This is a genomic window from Amycolatopsis sp. CA-126428, assembly GCF_002904335.1.
GTDB lineage: Bacteria > Actinomycetota > Actinomycetes > Mycobacteriales > Pseudonocardiaceae > Amycolatopsis.
The window spans coordinates 205832-223213 of record NZ_PPHF01000030.1 but is presented as its reverse complement, the minus strand read 5'-3'; the positions used below and the strand labels follow the sequence as shown (position 1 = coordinate 223213).

The window sequence follows — 17382 nt, the reverse complement described above, 5'->3', positions numbered from 1 at the left end:
CTCAGCCGAGCCGCCGCCGGAGGGTGGCGAGGGCGGCGTCGAGCCCGGGCGAGGACTGCTCGAGCTCGAAGTCCGCGTCCAGCATCAGCAGGTTGAGCGCGAGCGCGCCCGGTGACTCGCCCGTCGCGTGCACGCGGCAGTGTTCGTCGTCCACCAGCTCGACGGGCACGGTCGGCGGCAGCCTGGCCGTGATCTGAGCGGCCGGTGCGTGAACCAGGACAACGGCGCGGTGGCGGCCGAAGACGGCGTCGATGCCGTGCACCACGTCGGCCACGGAAGGCGCCTCGCGCGGGACGAACCTCGCGCCTTCCGGGCGCTGGACTGTCATCCGGTCGAGCCGGAACTGCCGCCAGCCGTCGCGGGCCGGGTCGAAGGCGACGAGGTACCACCGCCGTCCCACCTGGACGACGCGGTGCGGCTCCACCTCGCGCCGGGACTCCGTGTCGTCCCGCGTCCGGTAGCCGAACCGGATCCGGCGGTGGTCGCGGCAGGCGCCGGCGAGGAAGATCAGCAGGTCGGGGTCGACGCCACCGGAAGCTCGCGCAGTCTCCGTGTACCGGCGCATGGCCGAGACCCGCCCCCGCAGCCGCCGCGGCAAGACCTGTTCGAGCTTCACCAGGGCGGTCCCCGCGGCTTCGCCCAGCGAAGCACTGCCGGTGGCCGTCCGCAGCGCGATGACGATGGCCACGGCTTCGTCGTCGTCGAGCTGCAGCGGCGGCATGGACGTCCCGGCACTCAGCCGGTAGCCGCCGGCGACCCCGGAAATCGCCTCGACGGGATAGCCGAGGTCACGCAGCTTCCGGATGTCGTAGCGCACGGTCCGGGGACTGACTTCGAGCAGCTCGACGAGTTCCGCGCCGGTCCACGACGGGCGGGTCTGCAGCAGGGTCAGCAACGCCAGCAGGCGAGCGGTCGGGTTCGGCATGGCTCCACACTGCGCCGGATCAAGGCAAGGATGTTGCCGCAATAGCCTGCACCATCGACAGCATGACCACCCACACCAAGACCGTCCTCGTCACCGGCGCCACCGGCACCGTCGGCCGCCACCTGGTCGGCGAACTGCTCGCCGGCGGGCACCACGTGCGAGCGCTGACCCGCTCCCCCGAAGCGGCCGGCCTGCCCTCGGAGGTCGAACTGGTCGCGGGTGACCTGGCCGCCGCGCCGCCGGAGGGCCTGTTCGACGGCGTCGACAGCGCCTTCGTCTTCCCGGCCCCGGGGGTGGCCGGCTTCATCAAGGCAGCCGATGTGCACCTGGTGCTGCTCTCCTCGCTGGCCGCCGCCCTCGAGCACGAGCGCGACCACGGGTCGGCCAGCCAGGTGCACCACAGCGCGATCGAGGACGCCGTCCGCGACAGCGGGGCGGACTGGACGATCCTGCGGCCCGGCACCTTCGCCGGCAACCTGCTGCCCTGGGCCCAGCCGATCCGGTTCACCGGTGGCGTTCGCGGGCCGTACCCGACGTCCGCGCAAGCCCCGATCCACGAGGCCGACATCGCCGCCGTCGCCGCGGTGGTGCTGACCGAGCCGGGCCACGCCGGCCGGCACTACCCGATGACCGGCCCGCAGGCGCTGACCAGGATCGAGCAGCTCGCCGCGATCGGCACGGCCATCGGCCGGGAGCTGCACTTCACCGAGACCACGCCGGACGAGTTCCGCACCGAAATGCGCTCCTACGGCGTCGGCGACGACATCATCTCGATGCTGCTGCGCCACTGGTCGGACACGGTCGAGACGCCCGACGTCGTGCGGCCGACCGTATCTCAGCTGACCGGCCGGCCCGCCCGCACGCTCGCGGAATGGGCGCGTGACCACGCGGCGGACTTCGCGTGATCACCGCATCCGCGGGTCCTGCGACGGATCGGCGTACATCGGCGGGCAGCCGTGTTCGACGGCTTCGGGCCGCAGTTCGTAGTGCCACGGTTCGTTGCGGTAGACCTGGCACAGCCCGTACCGGGCGCCGTGCTCGGCCAGCCACTTCCGGGCCGCCGGCGGGCCGACGTCGACCGCCTGTCCCCGCACGTGCGCCGACCGGTCCGGGGTCGTCACCCAGCGGGCCGCGGCCGCTTCCGAGCCGTGCTTCGCGATCCCCTGACGCCGGAGCTGCTCCTGGTACGCCCAGGAACGCCAGCCGCCGTTGACGACGAACGCCACGCCGTCGGCCGCGGCACCCGCCGCGGCCCGGCGCAGGGCGTCGAGCAGCTCGGGCTCGAGGTTGGCCACGGCCGGGGATTCGTCGTCGAAGACCGGCAGACCGGCCGGGACGGCGCCGTGTCCCCGGCCGAGGGACGTGCGTTGACTGGAGGTCATGGCCCTCAGTCAAGGCAGCGCGGTGTTGCCGGCACGTACGCGGTTTCCGATATGCGCCCGATAGGCGCCCGCTCGTAGCATCGGGAGGGTGCGTGTCTTGATCGTCGAGGACGAGCCCTACCTGGCCGACGCCATCCGCGATGGCCTCCGGCTGGAGGCCATCGCGGCGGACACCGCCGGCGACGGCGACACCGCACTGGAACTGCTGAGCGTCAACACCTACGACATCGCCGTCCTGGACCGCGACATCCCCGGCCCGTCCGGTGACGAGGTCGCCCGGCACATCGTCGCTTCCGGCAGCGGGATGCCGATCCTCATGCTCACCGCCGCCGACCGGCTCGACGACAAGGCCACCGGGTTCGGCCTCGGCGCCGACGACTACCTCACGAAGCCGTTCGAACTCCGGGAACTCGTGCTCCGGCTCCGGGCCCTCGACCGGCGGCGCGCGCACAACCGGCCGCCGGTGCACGAACTCGCCGGCCTGCGCCTGGATCCGTTCCGCCGCGAGGTCTACCGCGACGGCCGGTACGTGGCCCTGACGCGGAAGCAGTTCGCCGTGCTCGAAGTCCTCGTCGCGGCCGGAGGCGGGGTGATCAGCGCCGAAGAACTGCTGGAGCGGGCGTGGGACGAGAACGCGGACCCGTTCACCAACGCCGTGCGCATCACGGTTTCCGTGCTGCGCAAGCGGCTCGGCGAACCGGGGATCATCGCGACCGTCCCCGGCGTCGGCTACCGCATCGAAACCGGGGGCGAAGACCGTGCCTAGGGAACCGGGGTTGAGCGCCCGCCTCAAACTCACCCTCAGCTACGCCGGCTTCGTCATGCTCGCGGGCATCCTGCTGCTCGTGGCCGTGCTGGCCTTCTACCTGTACTTCCTGCCGAACGGCTGGATCACCACCGAGGGCAACTTCTGGATCAACCGCGCGGTCCTGGTCCGCGCCTTCGTCCCGTTCATGGCCGCCGTGATCGTCTTCCTGCTGGTGTTCGGGTTCCTGGGCGGGTGGGTCCTGGCCGGCCGGATGCTCGCCCCGCTGACCCGCATCACCGACGCCACCCGCGTCGCCGCGACCGGCTCGCTGTCCCACCGCATCCGGCTGCCCGGCCGCACCGACGAGTTCCGCGAACTCGCCGACGCCTTCGACACCATGCTCGCGCGGCTCGAGGCGCACGTCACCGAGCAGCGGCGGTTCGCCGCCAACGCGTCCCACGAACTGCGCACCCCGCTGGCGATCACGCAGAGCCTCCTCGACGTCGCCCGCAACGACCCCGAGCGCACCACCGGCGAACTCGACGAACGCCTCCGCGTCGTCAACACCCGGGCGATCGAACTCACCGAAGCCCTGCTCCTGCTCAGCCGCACCGAGCAGCGGGCCTTCAGCCGCGACCGCGTCGACCTGTCCCTGGTCGCGGAGGAAGCCGCCGAAACGCTCCTGCTCCTCGCCGAGAAGCGGGGAGTCACCGTCGAGACGTCCGGCGAGGCCGCGCCCACCTTCGGCTCGCCGGCGCTCCTGCTGCAGCTGACGACGAACCTGGTGCACAACGCGATCGTCCACAACCTGCCCGAGCAGGGCGCGGTGTGGGTGACGACCGGCATCGAACCCGGGACCGTGGTGCTCACCGTCGAGAACACCGGTGAACACCTCCCGCAGCCCCTGGTCGCCACCCTCGCCGAGCCCTTCCAGCGCGGTACCGAGCGCATCCGCACCGACCAGGCGGGGGTGGGCCTGGGCCTGGCCATCGTCAAGAGCATCACCCAGGCCCACGACGGGACGCTCAGCCTGACCCCGCGTCCGGCGGGCGGCCTCCGCGTCACCGTCCGGCTGCCCATCTCACTCGGCTACGCGACGGGGAAGTCGAAGTACGTGTCCGGGTAGGGCTCGTCCTTCAGGCCGTAGTGCCACCATTCGCGCTCGTACGCGGCGAACCCGCAATCCTCCATGATGGACCGGAGGTGGCGGCGGTTCCCCGCTTCGAGGGGCGAAATCCCCCGTGCGTCGTGGTGCGAGATCGCGTCCATCAGATCGTGGCCACCGCCCATGGCCGCCAGCTCACCGGTGACGAGGTGGTAGAGGGTCAGGTCGACGGTGCTGCCCCGGCTGTGCCCCGATTTGGCCGCCACGTACCCCTTGGCGAACATCGTGGCCCGGTCGATGTTCGGGTAGTGCCAGAGCTTCGTGCGGCCGTCCTCCGGCTCGTCCACCCAGCGCAGGAAGTGGTCGACAGCGCGTTGCGGGCGGTAGCCGTCCCACAGCAGCAGCCCGAAGCCGAGCGACGCGGCCTTCTCCTGCGCTTCCGCCAGGGCGGCGCACAAGGTCCTCGTGCCGACTATCCGGTTGGCGAGGTAGCCGTCCACCGGCTTGCCGGTGAAGTTGTCCCAGGTGGCGTACTTGGCGTCCCAGCGGATGCCGGGCACCAGCTCGTCCACGAAGGCGAAGTCGTCGTTCACCGGACTGTCCCGGCCACGATCCGGTCGATCAGGTCCGGCAGCGGCAAGCCGGCGGCCGCCATCATCCTCGGGTAGCGGCTGTACGACGTCAGCCCGGGCAAGGTGTTGACCTCGTTGAGGACCACCGTGCCGTCGTCGGTGAGGAACATGTCGACCCGGGCCAGTCCCCCGCAGCCCAGCGCGCGGTAGATGGCTTTCGCCGTGTCCTGGACGCGTGCGCGGGTCTCGGCCGGGATGTCGGCGGGCACGATGAACGTCGAGTTCTCGGAGCCGCTTTCGGGGGTTTCTTCCTGGTGGATCCGGAAGAAGCCGTGGGTGAGGGCGACCCGGTCGACCTCGCCGGCGAACAGCTCCGGGCCGCTGCCCAAGATCGCGCACCCGACCTCGCTCCCGGCGACGGCCTCTTCGATCAGCACCTTCGAGTCGTACCGCGCGGCGGTCTCGATCGCGGCGGCCAGCTCTTCTTGGCCGGACACCTTGCTGACGCCGAACGACGAGCCCGAACGAGCCGGCTTCACGAAGACGGGATAGGTGAGTCCCTCGACTTCCTGGCCCGCCCGCACGATCCGGAAGTTCGGCGTGGCGATGCCCGCGTTCGCGGCGACGACGTAAGCGAGCGATTTGTCGATGCACAGCGCGGAACTCGGGACGTCGCAGCCCGCGTAAGGAATCCCGGAAAGCTCCAGCAGACCCTGCACCACGCCGTCTTCGCCGAACTTGCCGTGCAGCACGGGCAGCACGACGTCCAAGCCGATCGTCTCGTACTTCCCGTCGTCGAGGACCAGCAGGCCGGGCACACTCCGGTCCGGCGACAGGACGACCGTCCTCCCGGTTTCCCAGCCCGTTTCCGGGCCGTCACAAAGTTTCCAGGCGCCGTCCTTCGTGATCCCGATCCAGAACGGTTCGTACTTGCCGGTGTCGAGGTGCCGCGCGACCTCTTGCGCGGACTTCACGGAGACGGGGTGTTCCTCGGAGACGCCCCCGAAGAGGATCCCGGCCTTGAGCCTATTCATGCCGCTTCCCGCTTTCGAAGTTCAGGCAGTTGACGATGGAGTTTTCGACGGTGTCGCCGAGCGCGTGGTCGGTGTAGTAGGCGGTGTGCGGAGTGATCAGCACAGTGGGCAGTTTTTGCAGCCGCACCAGCAGTTCGCTCCGGACGGGCCCACCCCGGCAGTCGGCGTAGAAGACGCCCTCTTCCCCTTCGAGGACATCGAGCGCGGCCCCGCCCAGCCTGCCGTTTTCCAGCGCCGCGACGAGCGCCTCGGTATCGAGAAGGGGCCCGCGCCCGGTGTTGACGACGAACGCCCCGGCCTTCATCAGCTCGAACCGCCGTCGATCCAGCAGGTGGTACGTGCCGGCGTCGAGTGGAGTGTGGAGCGTGACGATGTCGCTCGACCGCAGCAGTTCGTCAAGCTCGGCGTAGTCGATCCCGCCCCGAGGGCGGCTGTCGTAGGCGACCACGCGGGAACCGAAGCCCCGCAACCGATCGACGACCGCGGTCCCGATCCGCCCGGTCCCGATCACCCCGACGGTGAGGTCACGCAGCTCTTTCCCGCGCACGTCGTTCAACCGGTAGTCGTGCTCATCGGCCCGGCGGAGGACGGACTTGGCGTCCCGCACGAGCATCAACATCAGCATCAGCGTGTAGTCGGCCACGCTGTCCGGCGAATAGGCGACGTTCCCGACGGAAATGCCGACGCGCTCGGCGTATCCGACATCGATGTGGTCGTAGCCGACGCTCCGGGTGGAGACGTACGCAACGCCGACCTGGCTGAGCGCAAGAAGAGTCGCATTCGTGACCGGAGTCTTGTGACCGACGCTGACGCACCGGTTGCCGGACGCGAGTCCGGCGTTGACCTCGGACACGGGAGCGTCCGTGATGGTCGGCGTCACGCCGAAGCGCGGCGCCAGCTCCCGGAACAGCACGGCCTCGTCGGGTTCACACCCGTAGATCGTCATCCCGGGTGCCGGTTCGCTCATGCCGTTCAGTCAAGGGAACGCGGCGTTGCCGGCACGTATGCGCTTTTCGATACACCGAGAATAAGTTACTCACGGGTAACCCGCGTCTACCTCTTTTCGCGCTGCTCTTGTGCAGCCGCGAGAAGGGCGCCGAGAGCGCGCTGGGAGGCCCGGAGCTGCCCGATCGCCTCGTCGATCCGGGCGTGTTCTCGCTGGAGGTGCGTGACCATGTCCGGGCAAGGTTCGGGAACGAGCTGTCCGCCGTCGGTGTGCACGCAGGGCAGGATCTGCCCGATGACGGTGGTGGGCAGTCCCGCGGCGAGCAGAGCGCGGATGCGCACGACCGTGACGATGTCGGGCTCGCTGTACTCGCGGTAGCCGTTCGCCCGCCGCGCCGGCCGGAGCAGGCCCTGCTCCTCGTAGTAGCGCAGCAGCCGTTCGTTCACCCCGGTTCTCCGGGCCAAAGCGCCGATCCGCATGTTCCCCCTTGACCTTCTCACCGATGTGAGACTTTAGCCTTTTGTCATCGGTGACGGAGGAAGACGAAGGAGCCAGCGATGCCAGGCGTGGTGATCATCGGAGCGGGACCAGGCCTCGGCCTCTCGGTGGCCCGCAGATTCGCACGGGAAGGACTGCCCGTCGCCATGGTGGCCCGGTCCGGGGAGAAGCTGAAGACCCTGGCCGACGCCCTGACTCCGACCGGAGTCCCGGTGATCACGCTGACGGCGGACAGCACCGACGAGACAGCGCTGCGAACCGCACTAGACACGGCAACGGCAAAGTTCGGCCTACCGCAGGCCGTGGTGTACAACGCGGCAATCATCCAGCCGGACCGCCCCGGCGAGCTGTCCGTGGCGGCGCACCAGCAGGCCTGGGCGGTCAACGTGCTGGGAGCGATCACGGCCGCGGCACACATCGCCCCGGCAATGTCCCAGCGCGGCAGCGGTTCGTTCCTCATCACCGGCGGAATGCCCGACCCGAACCCCGAGTACGTGAGCCTCTCCCTGGGCAAGGCGGGAGTACGAGCCCTGGTGACATTGCTAGACAAGCAGTACGGACCAGCCGGCGTCCACATCGCATCGGTCACCGTGAATGGCCCGATCGCCCCAGGCACAGCGTTCGACCCCGAAGACATCGCGGAGCACTACTGGCACCTGCACGCCCAACAGCGCCACGAGTGGAGCCAGGAACTAGTGCACCCCTGACCGGGACCCACGCGGACGCAAAAAGGCCCGCACCCTCCGCGGGCACGGGCCACCAAAGCGTGGAGCTGAGGGGAATCGAACCCCTGACCTTCTCGATGCGAACGAGACGCGCTACCAACTGCGCTACAGCCCCTTGGTTGTGCTCGTAGAGCTTAGCAGTGCCCCACGAGCACCCCGTGCAGGGGGGTCACTCCCCGACGGCGCGGCGGTACGGGCCGGTTCCGGGCTCGTCGAGCTCCTCGAACGCCGGGTCCTCGTCGTCGAGGTCGACGACGACCGCGCTGCGGCGGACGCGGGATGTCGGGGATGGGCGGCGCTCGACGACCTGGCGGCGGGCCGGCTCGACGACGTCCACGTCCTCGGTTTCCGCGTGGTCTTCTTCCGCCGACGAAGCCGACGTCGAAGTCGAAGGAACCGCCGATGTCGAGGGACGCCGGGGCGCACGGGTGCTGTTGAAGCGGGCGAGCCGGCGCTGCCGGATCTCCTCCTCGATGCGCACCTGGCGGCGCAGGTACACGAGGTACCCGACGAGCACGACGTCGATCGCGCCGTGGCCCCACCAGGCCAGCGGGAAGACGACGCCGGCGACGACCCCGCTGATCACCGCGATCACGAGCAGGGCGACGACGATGCGCTGCCGGAAGCCGTACTTGGCGCGGGCCGCGATCTCGGCGGCCTCGGGGTCGAAGCCGCCGCGGCCGGGCCGGTAGCCGGACCGGTCGGACCGGTCACGCTCGGCCCGCGAGCCCCGGGCCGGCTGCGGGAGCGGCTCGGGTTCGGGGTCCGGTTCCTCGAAGTCGTCTTCGAGTTCGAGTTCGGCCTCCAGTTCCGCGAGGTCGTCCTCCACCGAAGGCCGGGACTTCCCGGGATCGGACATGGCGAATTCCTCCCGGTCTTCGTTGCGTCCACTGCGTACGACCCTGGCCGCGAGCGCCGAGTCGGCCGTTCTCGCGACCTGCTGCCGCCGACGCGCGACCATGGGCACGAGTACGACGAGCCATGCCGCGGCGAGCGCGACGATGATCACGGAGCTGGGCATCTCCCGTCACCTCCCCCGATCCTTCCACCACGAATCACGTTAGTCACAGGAGTAACAGATCGGACGGAGACTCGCCGGTTTGGATCTCGGAAAAGCCTCACCGGATTAGGTGAAACTCACAGCATGTGGTAACGCGGCTACTGACCCAGGTGGGTAATCACGTTCAGGCGTAGTCGGCGCGGCCCGTCGCGACCAGCCGCGACACCAGCCCCGGCCCGGTTTCCTCGCGCGTCACGGCGTAGCAATAGTGGTCCCGCCAGCCGCCCGCGACGTCGAGATAACGCTCGAACAGGCCCTCCCGCCGGTAGCCCGCCTTGGTGAGAACCCGCAGGCTGGCGGCGTTTTCCGGCCGCACGGTGGCCTCCAGCCGGTGCAGCCCGGCCGGCCCGAAGGCGTGGTCGGTGACGAGCGCGACGGCGGCCGTCGCCACTCCGCCGCGGACCACCTCGGACGACACCCAGTAGCCGATCCAGGCCGACCGCAGCGACGCCCGGATGACGTTACCCACAGTGATCTGCCCCGCCAGGCGACCGTCCAGGGTGATGGTGAACGGGAGGCACTGACCACGCCGAGCGAGCGAACGCAGCGCGGCCCACTGCGACGGCCACGACCAGAAGGCGTTGCGTTCCGGCCACGGGCCGACGCCGGTGGGCTCCCACATTTCGAGGTGCGCGCGGTCCCGGAGCCGGATCCGGCTCCACTCACCGGCGTCGCGCAGCCGGACCGGCCGGATCGCGACCTCGCCCGCGGGCACCCGCAGCGGGCCCAGCCGCGCCGGCCAGCCCGGGTGCCGGCTTTCGACCGGATAGGACACGCCCGACACGGAGTTCATCAGGCCCGTTGCGCCAGGAAGGTCACCTGCACCTGCTCGCCGGCGGGGACTTCGGTCGCCTCTTCCGGCACGTTGATCAGGCAGTTCGCCTCGGCCAGCGACGCGAGCAGGTGCGCCCCGGACTGGCCGAGCGGCTGGACCAGGTACTCGCCGTTGGCCTCGTCGCGCAGCAGCTGGCCGCGGAGGAACCCGCGCCGGCCGGCGGTCGAGGTGATCGGCGACAGCAGCCGCGCGCCGACGATCCGCCGGTGCGGGTTCCGGGTTCCGCGCGCCGCCCGGATCAGCGGCCGCACCAGCACCTCGAACACCACCAGCGCGCTCATCGGGTTGCCCGGGATGAGGAAGGTCGGCACCGAGTCGGGGCCGAGCCTGCCGAACCCCTGGACCGAGCCGGGGTGCATCGCCACCCGCGTCATGTCGATCCGGCCGAGGTCGGACAGCGCGGCGTGGACCTCGTCGCCGGTGGCGCCCCCGGCGCCGCCCGCGACCACGACGATCTCCGACATCAGCAGCCGGCCCTCGACGACCTCCCGCAGCCGCTTCGGCTCGCTCGGCACGATGCCGACCCGGCTGACCTCGGCACCCGCGTCCCGGGCGGCCGCGGACAGGGCGTAGGAGTTGACGTCGTAGACCTGCCCGACCGACGGCGTCCGGTCGACGTCGACCAGCTCGTCGCCGACGGACACGATCGACACCCGCGGCCGCGGGTAGACGAGGACCTTCGCCCGGCCGACCGCGGCCAGCAGGCCCACCTGGGCCGAGCCGATGGTGTCGCCACGGCGCACCGCGACGTCCCCGATCTGGACGTCCTCGCCGGCCCGCCGCACGTACCCCGCCGACGGCACCGAGCGGTGCACCGTGACCTTGGCCTGGTGCCCGTCGGTGTAGGCGAGCGGCACGACGGCGTCGGCCAGCGTCGGCAGCGGCGCGCCGGTGTCGACGCGGACGGCCTGGCCGGGCTGGAGCCGGCGCGGCTGGCGCGAGCCCGCCGCGATCTCCCCGACGACCGGCAGCTGCACCGGCTCCTGCCCGGCGTTGCGCACGTCGACGCTGCGCACCGCGTACCCGTCGATCGCGGCTTGGTCGAACCCGGGCAGCGCGTGCTCGGCGACCACTTCCTCGGCGCAGAGCAGCCCCTGGGCCTCGGAGATCGCCACGCGCACCGGCTGGGGCCGGACGGCGGCGTCCAAGGTCATCGAGATCTGCGCGTCGACCGAGCGCAGCTCGGCCTCGTCCCCGGCCGCCTCCGGCCGTGCCGCGTCGAGGGATTCCGTCATGGGCGCTCTGTCCCGATCCGTTCCGTCAGCCACGCCCGTAAAGATGGACCGTACTCGGGCGTTTCAAGCGCGAAATCGACCGCGGCGCGCAGGAAACCACCCGGATTCCCCAGGTCGTGGCGTCCGCCGCGGTGGACGACGACGTGCACCGGGTGTCCCTCGCTGATCAGCAGCGCGACCGCGTCGGTCAGCTGCAGCTCGCCGCCGCTGCCCGGGGTGATCCGCTTGAGCGCGTCGAAGATCGCCCGGTCGAGCAGGTACCGCCCGGCCGCGGCGTAGGTCGACGGCGCGTCCTCCGGCTTCGGCTTCTCGACCATCCCGTGCACCTGCTTGACGTCCGCGTCGTCGGTGTCGGTGACGTCGAAGACGCCGTACGGCGAGATCTCGGCCTTCGGGATGTCGAACGCGCAGAGCACGCTGCCGCCGTACTGGGCGCGGACCGCGCCCATCCGCTCGAGCACGCCGGTGGGCAGCACCAGGTCGTCCGGGAGCAGCACGGCGACGGCCTCGTCGTCCGGGCGCAGGTTCGGCTCGGCCTGCGCGACGGCGTGGCCGAGGCCGAGGGCCTGCTCCTGGATGGCGGTTTCGACGGCGAGGAGATCGGTGCCCCGGCGCACCTTGGCGAGCAGTTCGGTCTTGCCCTTGGCCTCGAGGTTCTGCTCGAGCTCGGGCTGTTTTTCGAAGTACCGGACAACGGCGTCCTTGCCCGGCGAGGTCACGATGACCAGGCGTTCCGCGCCGGCGGCGGCGGCCTCGGCCGCGACCAGCTCGATGCCCGGGGTGTCCACCACCGGCAGGAGCTCCTTGGGCACGGCCTTCGTCGCCGGGAGGAACCGTGTCCCCAGGCCGGCGGCAGGCACGATGGCGGTTCTGAACGTCTGGGTGGTTGCGGCGCCCGTCATGGGCGCAGAGCCTAACGTGAGGTCATGCACGCGCTGGGCAATGAGCACCTGAGCAAGGCGGAGTGGCGTGACCGGGTGACGCGCGCCCGGGCGGGACAGGCAGCCGATTCCCACGCCCGGGAGGCGTCGGCGCTGGTCAACGCGGTGGCGAAGGTCACAGCGAACACCGTCTGCGCGTACCTGCCGTTCGGTACCGAGCCGGGTACGACGGCGTTCGTCGACGCGCTGGTGACCGGCGGTGCGCGGGTGCTGCTGCCCGTCATCCTCTCGCGGACGGATCCGCTCGACTGGGCCGAGTACACGGGCGAGGCCCACCTGGTGCCCAGCCGGTTCCGCGGCATCCGCGAGCCGGGCGGGAAACGCCTGGGTACCGGGGCCGTCGGGGCCGCGGAGCTGGTGCTGGTCCCCGCGCTGGCCGTGGATCGCCGGGGCGTCCGGCTCGGGCGCGGGGCGGGCCACTACGACCGCTCGCTGGGGTTCGCCGCGCCCGGCGCTACGCTGCTGGCCGTCGTCCGGGACGAAGAGCTCGTCGAACGACTGCCCGGCGAGCCGCACGACGTGCGGATGACCGGGGCCTTGACGCCCGGTCGAGGCGTGGTCGAACTGCCGGTGTGAGCAACCTGGAATTGCTTTCGGGGAATGTTTTCCCGCACAATCGGGTTGGCACTCTGGTCGGATGAGTGCCAGCAAAGGAGCCGTCAGTGCCTACGTACCAGTACGCCTGCAAAGAATGCGACCACCGGTTCGAAGCCGTGCAGTCGTTCTCGGACCCCAGCCTGACCGTCTGCCCGCAGTGCTCCGGGGCGCTGCGCAAGGTCTTCAGCTCGGTCGGCGTCGTCTTCAAGGGGAGCGGGTTCTACCGCACGGACTCGCGTGACTCGAGCAAGTCGAGCACCTCGGCCACCCCGCCGAAGACCGAGACCAAGACGGAGACCAAGAAGGAGTCGAAGCCGGACACGAGCTCGGCATCCTCCTCCTCGACCACGACGAAGACGGCCGCCGCGGCCTCCTGACCGCGCTGGTTGTCCACAACACCCCGGTTGTCCACAGATGCCGGACGTGGCCCTTCCGGCGGCCCGTCCGGCTTCCCTAACGTCGATCTCGTGCAGCACACCGCCGCACCCGATCCGGCCGAGGGGGCCCCGTGGACATCCTGCCGAAGCTCCGCCCACTACATCTGACCCGGCCACAGAGCCGGCGGACGCGGCTCATCCGCCGCTGGCTCGCCATCGGCTTGTTCGTGGTGGGCGCGGTGTTGCTGATCCACCCCGGCTCCGCGCGAGGCGCACCGACCGTCCTCGCGGCACACGACCTTCCTTCCGGCGCGACCCTGCGGGCCGGCGATGTCCGGCTGGCCGATCTCTCCGACGAAGCACGTCCGATGGGCGTGTTGAGCACCCTCGACGCCGTCGACGGGCGCCTGCTGGCGGGCGCCGTCCGGGCCGGTGAACCGCTGACCGACGTCCGGCTGGCGTCGGCCCCCGCCCCGGGTGATCCCGGCACGGCGACCGTGCCGGTCCGGCTGGCCGACGTGGCCGTCGCCGCACTGCTCCGGCCCGGCCAGCGCGTCGACGTCGTCGCCGCGCCGGAGCCGGCCGCGCCCGCCTCCGTGCTGGCCGGTGGGGCGACGGTCGTGACGGTCGGGCACCAGGAGCCGGCCACGCCCAAGGGGCCGCTGGTCCTGCTCCGGCTGCCGGAAGCAGCCGCGACGAGGGTGGCGGCGATTTCACTGGAGCGTCCGGTAACGGTTACTCTCCGCTAGCCCACGCCCGCCGAGACGGGCGCGGGCGTCCCCGTTCCGGTTCGTGAGGAGAGCAAGGTGCTCAAAGGTTTCAAGGACTTCCTGATGCGCGGCAACGTCGTCGACCTCGCCGTGGCGGTGGTCATCGGCTCGGCGTTCACGGCGATCGTCACGGCGTTCACCAACGGCCTGATCAAGCCGCTGATCAGCACGATCGGCGGCACGGACGCCGCCAACGGTCTCGGGTACCAGATCTTCGACAACAACAAAGCCACGTTCCTGGACTTCGGCGGCGTGATCAACGCGGCGATCAACTTCGTGCTGGTCGCGGCGGTGGTCTACTTCGTGATCGTGATGCCGGTCAAGAAGGTGCAGGAGCGCCGCAAGCGCGGCCAGGAGCCGGGCCCGTCGGAGCCGACGGACGTGGAGCTGCTGATCGAGATCCGCGACCTGCTGCGCGCCCAGCAGACCCAGCGCGGCACCGACCGCGACTGACGAGGTCAGCGGTCGTGGTGCGGTGGCCGGTTCTCCCGGTACCAGTCGTCCGGGAGACCGGTGCGCCGCCCGGGATCGCGCTCGTCGGAGGTCGTCTCGGGCAGGACGTCCCCGAAGATCTCATCAACCCGGCGGCGCTGCTCGCTGCTGGTCTTGAGATCGCGTTCCTGGCCTGCCATACCCCCAGTGTCCCACGACGCGGTGTTTGACAACTCCAGAGCGAACCTCGACAGCGGCGGCGCGCTTCTCAGGCCCGGCGGTGCGCCCGCACTTCGTCCCGCCACGCGCGGATCTGCTCCTCGTCGTGCAGCAATCCGGCGCCGGGCCCGTGCGTGAGGTCGATGCCCCCGAGCAGCTCGAGCGCCCACAGCTGGTCTGGGGCGAGATCGACCTTGCCCGCGAGGTCGCCGCTGAGCCACCGCGCGGCCCAGCGATCGGCCGCGTCGCGGGTGACCCGTCCGGCCAGGACATCGTCGAACCAGCCCTCGATCTCGCCGAGGTCCGGACGCGCTCGCCCGCCACCGACGACAGCGCGATCACCGTGCCGTGGCCCTGGGCCTTGAGATTCTCCGACACCGCGACCCCGACCGACACCGCCGCGGTGTGTTCACCGTGGCCGACTCGACGGCCTTCGCGTGGTCCTGTCCGGCCCGGTCACACCTCTTCGAGGCCCGAAAGTTCGTCGATCACGTGCGGAACGAGCGAGGTCAGCGTCGCCATCCCGTCGCGGACCGCGGACCGCGACCCGGCCAGGTTGACCACGAGCGTGCTGCCCGACACCCCGGCGAGCCCGCGCGAGATCCCGGCGTCGACGGCGCCGGCGGCCAGCCCGGACGCGCGGATGGCCTCGCTGATGCCCGGGATGGGCCGGTCGAGCACGCCGGCGGTGGCGTCCGGAGTCCGGTCACGCGGCAGCACACCGGTGCCGCCGACGGTGATCACCAGGTCGGCGCCGCCGATCACGGCGGTGTTGAGCGCGTTGCGGATACCCGCGGTCTCGGCCTCCACGACCACGACACCGTCGACGATGAAGCCCGCTTCTTCGAGCAGCTCCGTGACCAGCGGGCCAGTGGTGTCCTCGTGCTCGCCGTGCGCCACGCGATCGTCCACGATGACCACGAGGGCCCGGCCCAGCCGTTGTGCACTCCGTTCCATGGCGCCCACCGTAGCCGGTTTCGGCGACCGGCCGCCGGGAGGTGCCGGGTGAGTTCTGACGATTCGGTGACGTGACGCCGCAGGCTCCGGCGAGCCCCGGCGAAGGCCCCTAGCGTGGCCGGGGTGCGCGTACTGGTCACCGGCGGAGCCGGGTTCATCGGGTCTCACATCGCCGACCTCCTGGCCGACGGCGGTGACGAGGTCGTGGTGCTGGACAACCTCCTCCCCACGGCCCACGGCTCCGGCTCCCCGCCGCCGTACACGGGCAGGCACCGGTTCCTGCGCGGCGACGTCACCGACACCGAAATCGTCGCGGAGCTGCTGGACGGCGTCGACGCGGTCTGCCACCAGGCGGCGGTGGTGGGCCACGGGATCGACCCGTCGGACGCACCGTCGTACGCCCTGCACAACGACTACGGCACGGCGGTGCTGCTGGCCGGAATGCACGCGGCCGGCATCCGGAAGCTGGTGTTGGCCTCGTCGATGGTCGTCTACGGCGAAGGCCGCTACGCCTGCCCGGACCACGGCGTGGTGGCGCCTTCGCCACGCCGCCGGTCCGATGTGGACGCCGGCCGGTTCGAGCCACGCTGCCCGTCGTGCGAAGCGGAGCTGAGCTGGCAGCTGGTGCCCGAGGACGCACCGCTGAACCCCCGCAGCACGTACGCGGCGACGAAGCTGGCCCAGGAACACCTGGCCGGCGCCTGGGCCCGCCAGACGGGCGGCACGGTGTGGGCGATGCGCTACCACAACGTGTACGGCCCCCGGATGCCCCAGAACACGCCATACGCGGGAGTCGCGTCCCTCTTCCGCTCGTCCTTGGCCCGCGGCGAGGCGCCCCGGGTGCTGGAGGACGGCGGCCAGCAGCGCGACTTCATCCACGTCCACGACGTGGCGAGGGCCAACGTCCTGGCCCTGCACACGGACGGCCCGGCAGCCGAAACAACTCCGCTCAACATCTGCTCCGGCACCCCGCACACGGTGGGCGACCTGGCCACGGAGCTGGCCCGCGCCAGCGGAGGCCCGGCCCCGGAGGTGATCGGCGGCGCCCGCCCGGCCGACGTCCGCCACGTCGTCGCGGACCCGGCCCGCGCCCGCGAGCTGCTGGGATTCACGGCGGAAATCGGCTTCACCAAGGGCATCGCGGACTTCGCGACGGCGGAGCTGCGTGACCCGGTCTGACTTCAGCCGGTGAACGCCTGCAAGACGGTCAGGCTGTCTTCGTAGACGTGATACCGGGTGATCACCCCGCGCTCGACGGTGAGATGGAGAGCAGAGCGGGCGGTGTAGGGCCGGCCGGTGGCCTGCACCGTCTGGCGGATGTCACCGAGCACCACGGCATCGCGGCCGTCGACCAGGATCCGCGGTGTCACTCCGCCCCGCTCCCCAAGGAAGGCGGCGAGCGTACGGAAGTGGTCGGCGATCCGGTCCGGATTCCCCTCGGCCAAGCGGCCGAGGAACTCGACCACGGCAGCACGGGTGCTCGCTTCCGCACCGGTGAACTGGTAATCGCGCCGGATCCGGCCGCGTACGCACCGGCGATCCGGTCCGTGAAGGCGTCGTGTCCCCGGTGCTCGGCGGCTTCGGTGTACTCCACACCGTCCTCGGCCCACAGCTCGGCGACGGCCCGGCGCCTCGCGGCGGGTCCGGTTCGTTCCACACCGCCGTACGATCTGCCGGGACGTGGACTCCCTCGGCGCCGCGGGCGTGCCGGTGTACGGCGAGAGGGGTCACGAGGGCGGCTACCGGCTCCTCGACGGCTACCGGACCCGGCTGACCGGGCTCACCGCGGACGAGGCCGAGGCTTCGTTCCTGACCGGCCGCTCCAAACCTGACGTCCATCGCCGAGGCCACCTGGAACCAGCACGCCCTGGAGATCCGCTACCTGCGCTGGGCGGAGCCGCACGAGATCAGCCGGGTCGTGCCGCCCCACGGCCTGGTCCTGAAGGCCGGCAACTGGTACCTCGTGGCGCGCGGCGACGGGCGGTTCCGCACCTACCGGATCTCCCGGATCGTCGACGTGGCCG

The 17382-nt window shown here is 71.0% G+C and carries 22 protein-coding genes, 1 tRNA gene and 2 pseudogenes; 10 read left to right on the top strand and 15 right to left on the bottom strand.

Features of this window, described 5'->3' with window-relative positions; genetic code table 11:
- Position 1 precedes the first annotated feature (1 nt).
- The gene (locus C2L58_RS07805; RefSeq protein ID WP_103336852.1) at positions 2-925 is read right to left on the bottom strand and encodes a helix-turn-helix transcriptional regulator; all 924 of its coding nucleotides are present in this window, start codon (positions 923-925) and stop codon (positions 2-4) included.
- A gap of 62 nt (positions 926-987) precedes the next feature.
- Between C2L58_RS07805 and C2L58_RS07800 the strand changes: the two genes are divergently transcribed.
- Positions 988-1830 (top strand): NAD(P)H-binding protein, encoded by an 843-nt coding sequence (locus C2L58_RS07800; protein ID WP_103336851.1) that lies wholly within the window; start codon positions 988-990, stop codon positions 1828-1830.
- Here the strand turns inward: C2L58_RS07800 and C2L58_RS07795 are convergent, their stop codons facing one another.
- The gene (locus tag C2L58_RS07795; protein ID WP_103336850.1) at positions 1831-2307 is read right to left on the bottom strand and encodes a D-alanyl-D-alanine carboxypeptidase family protein; all 477 of its coding nucleotides are present in this window, start codon (positions 2305-2307) and stop codon (positions 1831-1833) included.
- A gap of 88 nt (positions 2308-2395) precedes the next feature.
- On the opposite strand from C2L58_RS07795, the gene C2L58_RS07790 reads away from it, so the two are divergent.
- Together C2L58_RS07790 and C2L58_RS07785 are read left to right on the top strand one after the other, a co-directional pair.
- Positions 2396-3073: a response regulator transcription factor gene (locus C2L58_RS07790; RefSeq protein ID WP_199191152.1), complete on the top strand. Its 678-nt coding sequence runs from the start codon at positions 2396-2398 to the stop codon at positions 3071-3073.
- A 10-nt stretch (positions 3074-3083) separates the two neighbouring features.
- Positions 3084-4181: a sensor histidine kinase gene (locus tag C2L58_RS07785; protein ID WP_103336848.1), complete on the top strand. Its 1098-nt coding sequence runs from the start codon at positions 3084-3086 to the stop codon at positions 4179-4181.
- Here the strand turns inward: C2L58_RS07785 and vanX are convergent.
- The 4 genes from vanX to C2L58_RS07765 all read right to left on the bottom strand — a co-directional run bounded on the left by vanX (position 4145) and on the right by C2L58_RS07765 (position 7158).
- Positions 4145-4753 carry a D-Ala-D-Ala dipeptidase VanX gene (gene vanX, locus C2L58_RS07780; RefSeq protein ID WP_103336847.1) on the bottom strand — a complete coding sequence of 203 codons (609 nt, stop codon included), beginning with the start codon at positions 4751-4753 and terminating at the stop codon, positions 4145-4147. The genes C2L58_RS07785 and vanX overlap by 37 nt on opposite strands.
- On the bottom strand, positions 4750-5766 hold the full coding sequence (vanA, locus tag C2L58_RS07775) for a D-alanine--(R)-lactate ligase (protein WP_103336846.1): 1017 nt from the start codon (positions 5764-5766) through the stop codon (positions 4750-4752). The genes vanX and vanA overlap by 4 nt, the downstream gene beginning before the upstream one ends.
- On the bottom strand, positions 5759-6733 hold the full coding sequence (locus C2L58_RS07770) for a D-isomer specific 2-hydroxyacid dehydrogenase family protein (RefSeq protein WP_233225608.1): 975 nt from the start codon (positions 6731-6733) through the stop codon (positions 5759-5761). The genes vanA and C2L58_RS07770 overlap by 8 nt, the downstream gene beginning before the upstream one ends.
- Positions 6734-6819: 86 nt before the next feature.
- On the bottom strand, positions 6820-7158 hold the full coding sequence (locus tag C2L58_RS07765; RefSeq protein WP_369904169.1) for a MerR family transcriptional regulator: 339 nt from the start codon (positions 7156-7158) through the stop codon (positions 6820-6822).
- Positions 7159-7269: 111 nt separating this feature from the next.
- Between C2L58_RS07765 and C2L58_RS07760 the strand changes: the two genes are divergently transcribed.
- A complete protein-coding gene (locus C2L58_RS07760) occupies positions 7270-7917 on the top strand; it encodes an SDR family NAD(P)-dependent oxidoreductase (protein ID WP_199191150.1) in 648 nt (215 codons plus the stop codon).
- Between the two features lie 60 nt (positions 7918-7977).
- Here the strand turns inward: C2L58_RS07760 and C2L58_RS07755 are convergent.
- The 5 genes from C2L58_RS07755 to C2L58_RS07735 all read right to left on the bottom strand — a co-directional run bounded on the left by C2L58_RS07755 (position 7978) and on the right by C2L58_RS07735 (position 11967).
- Positions 7978-8050 (bottom strand) — tRNA-Ala (locus C2L58_RS07755).
- Between the two features lie 54 nt (positions 8051-8104).
- Entirely contained in the window at positions 8105-8956 is an 852-nt protein-coding gene (gene sepX, locus C2L58_RS07750; protein ID WP_103336844.1) for a divisome protein SepX/GlpR, read from the bottom strand.
- Between the two features lie 163 nt (positions 8957-9119).
- Positions 9120-9788 (bottom strand): GNAT family N-acetyltransferase, encoded by a 669-nt coding sequence (locus C2L58_RS07745; protein WP_103336843.1) that lies wholly within the window; start codon positions 9786-9788, stop codon positions 9120-9122.
- On the bottom strand, positions 9788-11065 hold the full coding sequence (glp, locus tag C2L58_RS07740) for a molybdotransferase-like divisome protein Glp (protein WP_103336842.1): 1278 nt from the start codon (positions 11063-11065) through the stop codon (positions 9788-9790). The genes C2L58_RS07745 and glp overlap by 1 nt, the downstream gene beginning before the upstream one ends.
- Positions 11062-11967: a UTP--glucose-1-phosphate uridylyltransferase gene (locus C2L58_RS07735; RefSeq protein ID WP_103336841.1), complete on the bottom strand. Its 906-nt coding sequence runs from the start codon at positions 11965-11967 to the stop codon at positions 11062-11064. The genes glp and C2L58_RS07735 overlap by 4 nt, the downstream gene beginning before the upstream one ends.
- Before the next feature lie 24 nt (positions 11968-11991).
- Between C2L58_RS07735 and C2L58_RS07730 the strand changes: the two genes are divergently transcribed.
- The 4 genes from C2L58_RS07730 to mscL all read left to right on the top strand — a co-directional run bounded on the left by C2L58_RS07730 (position 11992) and on the right by mscL (position 14203).
- On the top strand, positions 11992-12582 hold the full coding sequence (locus tag C2L58_RS07730; RefSeq protein ID WP_103336840.1) for a 5-formyltetrahydrofolate cyclo-ligase: 591 nt from the start codon (positions 11992-11994) through the stop codon (positions 12580-12582).
- 86 nt (positions 12583-12668) lie between these two features.
- Positions 12669-12980 carry an FmdB family zinc ribbon protein gene (locus C2L58_RS07725; protein WP_103336839.1) on the top strand — a complete coding sequence of 104 codons (312 nt, stop codon included), beginning with the start codon at positions 12669-12671 and terminating at the stop codon, positions 12978-12980.
- Positions 12981-13111: 131 nt separating this feature from the next.
- On the top strand, positions 13112-13729 hold the full coding sequence (locus C2L58_RS07720; RefSeq protein WP_103336838.1) for an SAF domain-containing protein: 618 nt from the start codon (positions 13112-13114) through the stop codon (positions 13727-13729).
- 57 nt (positions 13730-13786) lie between these two features.
- Positions 13787-14203 (top strand): large-conductance mechanosensitive channel protein MscL, encoded by a 417-nt coding sequence (mscL, locus tag C2L58_RS07715; RefSeq protein WP_103336837.1) that lies wholly within the window; start codon positions 13787-13789, stop codon positions 14201-14203.
- 5 nt (positions 14204-14208) lie between these two features.
- On the opposite strand, the gene C2L58_RS07710 is transcribed toward mscL, so the two are convergent.
- The 3 genes and pseudogenes from C2L58_RS07710 to C2L58_RS07695 form a co-directional block, all read right to left on the bottom strand.
- Positions 14209-14382, bottom strand: coding sequence for a hypothetical protein (locus C2L58_RS07710; RefSeq protein ID WP_103336836.1), 174 nt, complete (start codon positions 14380-14382; stop codon positions 14209-14211).
- A gap of 316 nt (positions 14383-14698) precedes the next feature.
- Positions 14699-14847: pseudogene (locus C2L58_RS50260) on the bottom strand (decaprenylphospho-beta-D-erythro-pentofuranosid-2-ulose 2-reductase); the annotation flags it as partial.
- Between the two features lie 10 nt (positions 14848-14857).
- Positions 14858-15358: a MogA/MoaB family molybdenum cofactor biosynthesis protein gene (locus C2L58_RS07695; protein WP_013230045.1), complete on the bottom strand. Its 501-nt coding sequence runs from the start codon at positions 15356-15358 to the stop codon at positions 14858-14860.
- A 123-nt stretch (positions 15359-15481) separates the two neighbouring features.
- Here C2L58_RS07695 and C2L58_RS07690 point away from each other — a divergent pair, with 123 nt between their 5' ends.
- Positions 15482-16537, top strand: coding sequence for an NAD-dependent epimerase/dehydratase family protein (locus C2L58_RS07690; protein ID WP_199191149.1), 1056 nt, complete (start codon positions 15482-15484; stop codon positions 16535-16537).
- Positions 16538-16539: 2 nt separating this feature from the next.
- On the opposite strand, the gene C2L58_RS07685 is transcribed toward C2L58_RS07690, so the two are convergent.
- Complete coding sequence (locus C2L58_RS07685; protein ID WP_233225607.1) at positions 16540-16824, bottom strand: nuclear transport factor 2 family protein; 285 nt, start codon at positions 16822-16824, stop codon at positions 16540-16542.
- 362 nt (positions 16825-17186) lie between these two features.
- Here C2L58_RS07685 and C2L58_RS51690 point away from each other — a divergent pair.
- A pseudogene (locus C2L58_RS51690) lies at positions 17187-17321 on the top strand (WYL domain-containing protein); the annotation flags it as partial.
- Between the last annotated feature and the right edge of the window lie 61 nt (positions 17322-17382).

What these genes read in the sequence shown, in the direction of transcription:
- C2L58_RS07805 (WP_103336852.1), bottom strand. Translation starts at nt 925, where the DNA reads ATGCCGAACCCGACCGCTCGCCTGCTGGCGTTGCTGACCCTGCTGCAG.
- C2L58_RS07800 (WP_103336851.1), top strand. Translation starts at nt 988, where the DNA reads ATGACCACCCACACCAAGACCGTCCTCGTCACCGGCGCCACCGGCACC.
- C2L58_RS07795 (WP_103336850.1), bottom strand. Translation starts at nt 2,307, where the DNA reads ATGACCTCCAGTCAACGCACGTCCCTCGGCCGGGGACACGGCGCCGTC.
- vanA (WP_103336846.1), bottom strand. Translation starts at nt 5,766, where the DNA reads ATGAATAGGCTCAAGGCCGGGATCCTCTTCGGGGGCGTCTCCGAGGAA.
- C2L58_RS07770 (WP_233225608.1), bottom strand. Translation starts at nt 6,733, where the DNA reads ATGAGCGAACCGGCACCCGGGATGACGATCTACGGGTGTGAACCCGAC.
- C2L58_RS07760 (WP_199191150.1), top strand. Translation starts at nt 7,270, where the DNA reads ATGCCAGGCGTGGTGATCATCGGAGCGGGACCAGGCCTCGGCCTCTCG.
- sepX (WP_103336844.1), bottom strand. Translation starts at nt 8,956, where the DNA reads ATGCCCAGCTCCGTGATCATCGTCGCGCTCGCCGCGGCATGGCTCGTC.
- C2L58_RS07745 (WP_103336843.1), bottom strand. Translation starts at nt 9,788, where the DNA reads ATGAACTCCGTGTCGGGCGTGTCCTATCCGGTCGAAAGCCGGCACCCG.
- glp (WP_103336842.1), bottom strand. Translation starts at nt 11,065, where the DNA reads ATGACGGAATCCCTCGACGCGGCACGGCCGGAGGCGGCCGGGGACGAG.
- C2L58_RS07735 (WP_103336841.1), bottom strand. Translation starts at nt 11,967, where the DNA reads ATGACGGGCGCCGCAACCACCCAGACGTTCAGAACCGCCATCGTGCCT.
- C2L58_RS07730 (WP_103336840.1), top strand. Translation starts at nt 11,992, where the DNA reads ATGCACGCGCTGGGCAATGAGCACCTGAGCAAGGCGGAGTGGCGTGAC.
- C2L58_RS07710 (WP_103336836.1), bottom strand. Translation starts at nt 14,382, where the DNA reads ATGGCAGGCCAGGAACGCGATCTCAAGACCAGCAGCGAGCAGCGCCGC.
- C2L58_RS07695 (WP_013230045.1), bottom strand. Translation starts at nt 15,358, where the DNA reads ATGGAACGGAGTGCACAACGGCTGGGCCGGGCCCTCGTGGTCATCGTG.